We start from the raw sequence: 5,723 nt of genomic DNA, 5'->3' as shown, positions 1-5,723 counted from the left end.
GTCCGGGGGCCCGGCAGGGTGGTCGCGGCCGTGGTGCGCGCGGCGGGTGTGGCGGTGGCCAGGGGGTTGGCGACGCGGCCGTGCACGACGTCGAAGCCCTCGTCCCGCTCGGCGCGGTCGTGGAAGCCGCCGCCGAGGAGCTGTTCGCGGTTGAGCGCGACCCGGTCGAACTCCGGGGCGAGCAGCCCGAAGTCGTCGAAGCGGTCGGCGAGTTCCGGGTGCGCGGCGTGGTAGCGCTCGATCTCCGCGCGGACCATGGCCCAGAACTCGTCCTCGGGCACGGCCAGGTGCTCGGCCAGCAGCGGGGCGAAGAACCGGAAGTGGCCGGCGAAGACGGCGCTGAGCAGCGAGTGCGCGAGTTCGTGCGCCGGCCAGCGCAGCAGGACCGCGCTCGCCCGCTCGGTGAGCGAGCGGTAGGCGGGGTGGTCGCCGGGCAGCAGGTTGACGTCCTCCGCGAAGTCCTTCACCGCGATGCCCAGTGGCACCTCGTTGCGGTCGTAGAGGACGACGGTGTTCTCCCCGTGCGGGCAGAAGGCCACGCCGTAGCGGTAGAGGTGGTGCAGCAGTCCGGGCAGCAGGGCGGCGAGGAAGCGCTCCACCCAGGCGCGCGCGGTGAGGCCGGAGCGGTCGACCAGTTCGGCGACGAGGGTGCGGCCGTCGCTGCCGGTCTTCAGCAGCGCGGCCATCGTGCGGGCCCGTTCGCCGTCCGCGAGGAGGGCGGCGACGGGCTCCCGCCAGACGGCGCCGAAGAGCTCGTGGTAGCGGTACGGCGCGTCGCCGACGGACTCGTACAGGGGGTGGCGGACGGCGACGGCCGCGACCTCGCCCAGCGGGTGGAAGCGCAGCTCGTCCCGCAGGTGGGGGTCCTGGTTCCGCAGCTCGTGCAGCCAGGCGCTCACGTCCGGTGCCGCGCGGGTCGGTTCGGTGGACAGTCCGCGCCACACCAGGGTGTTGCGGATCATCAGCGGCACCTTGACGTTGCGCCGCTCGGGGTGGTCGAGGTTGGCGAGGGTGCGGATGGACTGCAGCGGGCGGTAGCGGTCCGGGCTCTCCCCCAGCCGCACGATCCGGCCGTCGGCAAGGTAGGCGCAGAAGAGCGTCTGGACGGCCTCGTCCCAGTGGAAGGGGTGGACGGGCAGCCAGACGAAGTCGTCCGGCTCCAGGCCGCTGGCCCGGCACTGCTCGGCGAGGACGGCGCGGTAGCGGCTGAAGGTCTCGGGGCCCAGCTCCTCCCGCAGCAGGGTGTCGGCGTCCAGCCCGGGCACGCCGGAGTAGGAGGCGAGCGTGGCGTGCACGGCGACCCACACCAGGCGGACGTCGCCGGCGGACTCCGGCGCGTAGGCGGCGGCGTCGGAGGCGGAGAAGCCGAGCCGGCCCTTGTTGAGCAGCATGCACGGGTGCCCGTCCTGGTACGCCTCCAGTTCGAGGTGGTCCAGGTCGGCGAGGTCGGCGGCGGGCAGCGCACGGGTCAGGGCCTGGGCGTCGGCCTGCCGGGTGGCGGTGAGTTCGCGCAGCACCTCGGCGGTGGTGGGGCCGTCCCAGCCGAGGGTCGCGCGGGCGTCGAGCAGGAAGCGCTCGGGGCTGGTGCCGGCGTCCGCCTCGTCGGGTCGGCGGCGCAGGCTGTCCGGGTCGAGGCGCCAGGTGCCGAAGGTGCCCCGGGTGGCGCGGAAGGTCCACACGGCGTCGCCGAAGTCCAGGCGGTGGCCGCCGGGGGTGTCCGGGTCGGCTTCCGGTGTCAGCAGTTCCTCGTAGGCGAATTCCTCGATCGCCTTGAGCAGCAGCCGCCGTCCTGCCGTGTGCCAGGCGTCGCGGGCGGGGTGGTTCATGCGTGGGTCTCCTCGGCGGGTACACGGCGCGGTGCGGGGACCGGCGCGGTGGTGGCGGTGGGCTCGGCCGCCGCGGGCTCGACGGCCGTGGGCTGGACGGCGGTGGCCGGGACATCGGTCCCGGTGACCTGCGGGGTGCGGCCGCTCGGCGGCGCGGACGGCCGCTCGCGGTGGTCTCGGCGGTCCGGCCGGATCGTGGCGAGCAGGCTGGCGCAGACCATCAGAACGGCCGCGATGAGCAGCGGCAGGGCGAGTTCGCGGGACACGGCGGCGGCAGCCACCAGCGGGGCGGCGATGAGGCCGATCGAACGCACGGTCTCCACCGCGGTGAAGGCCGGGCCCTTGGTGCCGGTGGCGCGGAACATCACCAGTTCGACGGCGACCTGGCCGAAGCCGAGCCCGAGGCCGAACAGGACGCGGCCCGCGGCGAGCGCCGGCAGCCCGGAGGCGACGTACTGGCAGGCCAGTCCGGCGGCGGCGAGCAGCAGCCCGATCGGCAGCAGCCGGTCGCCGAGCCGGTCGTGGACACGGCGTACGGCGACGAGGGCGACCAGCGCGGCCACGCTCGGCAGGAAGAACAGCACGGCCGCGCCGACGGCGCCGCTGCCCATGTCGCGGGCGAGTTCGGTGAAGAAGGGCCGGACGACGGTGCTGGCCGCGTCGAAGGCGACGCCGATGAGCGCCGCCTGGGCGAGCAGCAGCAGCCACAGCCGTCGGCGGCGCGGCCGCTCGGCGGGCGTGCTGTCGGAGAGGGTGCCGGAGGTGATGCCGGCGCTCTCGGCGTCCTCACCGGTCGGCTGCTCGGCCGGCATCCGGCCCAGCACCCGGACGATGAGCACCGCGAGCACCACGTCCAGCACCGCGAACGCGGAGATGCCGACGCGCGGTTCGGGCAGGGCAAGCACTCCGGCCCCGGTCATCGTCGCGACGACCGTGGCCAGGTGGAAGACGACCACGATCGAGCAGACGCCGGCGATCCTGGCCTGGTCGGGGTGGGTGTTCTCCTCGGCGTGGCGGACGTGCTCGCTGATGAACGCCGGGTAGGCCAGCAGCAGTGCCGCGTTGGTGGCCACCGAGGCGGCGGAGAGCACGGTGAAGGCCGTGTAGCTGGGTGCCAGCCCCAGAGAGAGGTCCAGGACGGCGGCGCCGCACAGCCCGGTCAGCACCAGTTTGTGCAGCGGCCAGCGTCGGGCGGCCAGGCCCCACAGCGGGAGTGCGGCCAGCCCGACGATGCGGCACACCCACAGGTAGAAGCCGGTCGCCGAGGGGTCGTGGACGTCGAAGAGTTCGGCGAACAGCTGCGGCAGGAAGGGGGCGAGCGCGGTTTCGGAGACCAGGTAGAGGCCGATGACGGCGATGAGCACGGCGCGGGCGTGCCGCCCGGGTCCGCGGCGGGCCTTCGCCGGCCGCTCGACGGCCGCGCTCACTGTGTTATGCCGCTGGGGGCGGCGGCCCGTGGGGAGCGCGGTCCGGGCAGCCGGGGCGTGCGGGGCGCGCCGAAGGTGGTCCAGGCCGTCCGGTCGGGGACGGGCACCACCGGCTTGCCGACGGCGGAGTTGAGAATGGTCGCGGCCCGCCAGGCGCCCAGCGTGAGGTCGGGGGCGCCGACGCCGTGGGTGTGCATCTCGGCGTTCTGGACGTAGAGTTCGCCGGCCGCCCCGGGGCGCAGCGCGACCCGGTACTCGCCGTCGACGCGGTAGCGGCCGCGCTCGTCCCAGTCGATCAGCCCGGGGTCGGCGGACAGGAAGTCCGGGCGCAGCGCGGCGTATCCGCTGGCGGAGACCACGGCCTTGGTGTGGAAGGTGAACTCGCTCTCCTGCTGGGAGTGACGGCAGGTGAGCCGGTATCCGTCGTCGACCGGCTCGGCGGCCAGCAGTTCCACGCCGGGGTGCAGCCCGGCGCGCGGGGCGCCGCCGCCGATGGTCCGCTCGTACAGCTCGTCGTGGATCTCGCCGAGCGTCTCCTCGCTGACGCCCTTGTAGAGCTGCCACTGCTCGCGCACGAGTTGTTCGCGGCGCTCCTCGGGCAGGGCCCGGAAGTAGTGGATGTAGTCGGGGGTGAAGTGCTCCAGGCCGAGCTTGGAGTACTCCATGGGGGCGAACGCCGGGGTGCGGGCGAGCCAGCGGACGAACGGGCCGCCCTCGCCGTGGCCGTCCTGGGCGCGGATCAGGTCGAGGGCGACCTCGGCGCCGGACTGGCCGGCGCCGATGACGGTGACGTCGTCGAGTGCGGCGAGCGCGGCGCGGTGGGTGCGGTAGTCGGCGCTGTGCAGGATCCGGCCGCGGTGCTCCTCGCCGGTGAGCGCGCGCAGCGGCTCGGGCAGCACGGGGCTGGTGCCCACACCGAGCACGACGCGCCGGGCCCGTACGCGGCGTTCCTCACCGGCGGCCGAGCGGTGGGTGAGGGCGAAGGCGTCGGCGGCCTCGTCCCACACCAGGGCCGTGACGCGGGCGTCGAAGCGGCAGGACGGCAGGGACTCGGCGACCCAGCGGCAGTAGTGGTCGTACTCGCGGCGCGGGATGTGGAAGCGCTCGGAGAAGAAGAAGGGGAACATCCGCTCGTGGGACTTCAGGTAGTTGAGGTAGCTCCACGGGCTGGTCGGGTCCGCCATGGTGACCAGGTCGGCGAGGAACGGCACCTGGAGGACGGTGCCCTCCATCAGCAGGCCCGGGTGCCAGGAGAAGGCCGGCTTGGCGTCCAGGAAGAGGGTGGACAGGGCGGGCACGCCGTCGGCGAGCGCCGCGAGCGAGAGGTTGAACGGTCCGATGCCCACTCCGACCAGGTCGTACACGTGGGTTTCAGGGGTCGCTGTCACCGCAGGGCCTCCGCGAGAGGGTTGGGAAGGTCGATGTAGACGGACTGGGTGTGGACGTCGCCGACGAGTTCGTCGAGGCCGTCCACGCAGGTGAGGTAGTTGCCCTTGCAGCGCAGGACGGGCGCGTCGAGCAGCAGGTCGAGCAGGCCGCGGGCGCCGGGCTCGGCGGCGCGGAGCCGTTCCAGTGCGTGCCGGGCGGTGGCGAGCAGGTCCTGCTCGTCCGCCAGGCCGAGGGCGCCGAACGCCCCGACGAGGCCGAGGAGGTTGTTGATGCCCAGGTAGTAGGCGACACGTTCGTCGACGAAGCCGTCCTCGAAGACGATCTCGACGCCTTCGGTGGCGCCGGGCAGCAGCTGCTCCAGTTCGGCGGCGCGGGAGGCCGCCACGTAGTAGCCCTGGCTGTCGCGGTACCAGCCGCCGTCCGGGAGGCCGTCGGGGGCCAGGTGGACGAGGGTGTTCTGGTGGTGGGGTTCGAGGGCGATGCCGTAGCGGGCCTGGAGCCGGATCAGCGGCGTGACCAGGGCGTCGAGATAGGCCAGCAGCCAGCGCCTGGCCGCCTCGGCGCGGTCCAGGCCGTGGGCGGCGGCGGTGCGCCGGACGGCGTGGACGAGGAGGGCGCGGTGACCGGGTTCGGTACCGTCGCCGGGGCCGGGGCGTTCGGCGAGCAGGCCGGCCACGCAGAGCGCGTCGGCGTCACCGCCGTGGAAGGGGTTGTCCCGTACGGCGGTCTCGAGTCCGGTCTCGGTGTCGCCGCGTCCGGCGGAGACCCAGGCGAAGTCGCGGAGGATACCGAAGCCCGGGTGCTCGGCGGCGAGCCACTTGAGCGGGCCGGCGGCCAGCAGGCGGGCGGCCGAGACGCCCAGCCGCATCTCGCCGCGCAGGTTGTTGCGGCGGGAGTTGGTGATGCGCATGCCGAGCGAGAGTTTGAGCATGACGTCGGCGTCCGGGCGGTGCACGGTACGGACCGAGGAGGTCGGGTACCAGTGCGGGCCGTGCGCGCCGAGGGGGTGCAGGGCGCCCTCCTCCAGCAGCCGGCGCACCCGCGGGCGGGCGAGGATCTCGCGGGCCTGCCAGGGGTGGGC

General features: G+C 74.1%; 4 protein-coding genes. All 4 read right to left on the bottom strand.

Annotated elements, in window-relative coordinates; all coding sequences use genetic code 11:
• A partial coding sequence (locus tag GL263_RS20010) for an IucA/IucC family protein (protein WP_182857116.1) occupies window positions 1–1,826 on the bottom strand: 1,826 nt, incomplete at its 3' end.
• On the bottom strand, window positions 1,823–3,253 hold the full coding sequence (locus GL263_RS20005; protein WP_182857115.1) for an MFS transporter: 1,431 nt from the start codon (window positions 3,251–3,253) through the stop codon (window positions 1,823–1,825). The genes GL263_RS20005 and GL263_RS20010, both read right to left, overlap by 4 nt.
• On the bottom strand, window positions 3,250–4,641 hold the full coding sequence (locus GL263_RS20000) for a lysine N(6)-hydroxylase/L-ornithine N(5)-oxygenase family protein (RefSeq protein ID WP_182857114.1): 1,392 nt from the start codon (window positions 4,639–4,641) through the stop codon (window positions 3,250–3,252). Before GL263_RS20000 ends, GL263_RS20005 begins: the two co-directional genes overlap by 4 nt.
• Window positions 4,638–5,723: IucA/IucC family protein (locus tag GL263_RS19995; protein ID WP_323379490.1), on the bottom strand; the 1,086-nt coding region annotated here is incomplete at its 5' end. The genes GL263_RS20000 and GL263_RS19995, both read right to left, overlap by 4 nt.

The organism is Streptomyces durbertensis (genome assembly GCF_014156695.1).
Classification (GTDB): domain Bacteria; phylum Actinomycetota; class Actinomycetes; order Streptomycetales; family Streptomycetaceae; genus Streptomyces; species Streptomyces durbertensis.
Note: the sequence above shows the minus strand (reverse complement) of the source record. Positions and strands in the feature narration are given on the sequence as shown.